We start from the raw sequence: 447 nt of genomic DNA on the forward strand, positions 1-447 counted from the left end.
CTGGTAATATCTGAGTTGTTCCCTTTTTTAGCCTTGTCACTGACGCTGTTTATTAACTTTTTCGCTGATGGTCCTGTTGTCTGGCTGGTATCAGGGAGCGTAATGGTTACATCACCATCTGCAGTGAAAAATTGCTGCCAGTTCTGTTTGTCGTAGTTCAGGCCGCGAAGCGCCTCCGCGCTCTGGGTCACCAGCGCGGCAGTAACCATATTCTGTGCCACACGTGGAACTGCTGACCATGCTGCACCCGATTGCGTGGGACCGGTAAAGTTACTGGCCAGCGTCAGCCCCGTATTGCTTTCGATTGTTTTGACCGGGAGCGTATACGAGATGCCGCCTACAGTAGCAACAACAAAATCGCCTACCGCGAGTTCGGTAGTAAATGAAGTCCCTGCCCCTGATACCTGGGCAGAGTTATTCGTCAGGGTGAGTGTTCCTGCTGACATA

Annotated in this window: 1 pseudogene; it reads right to left on the bottom strand. The window is 51.7% G+C overall.

Annotation, left to right across the window (positions count from 1 at the left end):
• A pseudogene (locus NNO08_RS22945) lies at positions 1 to 446 on the bottom strand (tail fiber domain-containing protein); the annotation flags it as partial.
• Position 447: the final 1 nt, after the last annotated feature.

Source organism: Citrobacter sp. Igbk 17 (assembly GCF_028069775.1).
Lineage (GTDB): Bacteria > Pseudomonadota > Gammaproteobacteria > Enterobacterales > Enterobacteriaceae > Citrobacter.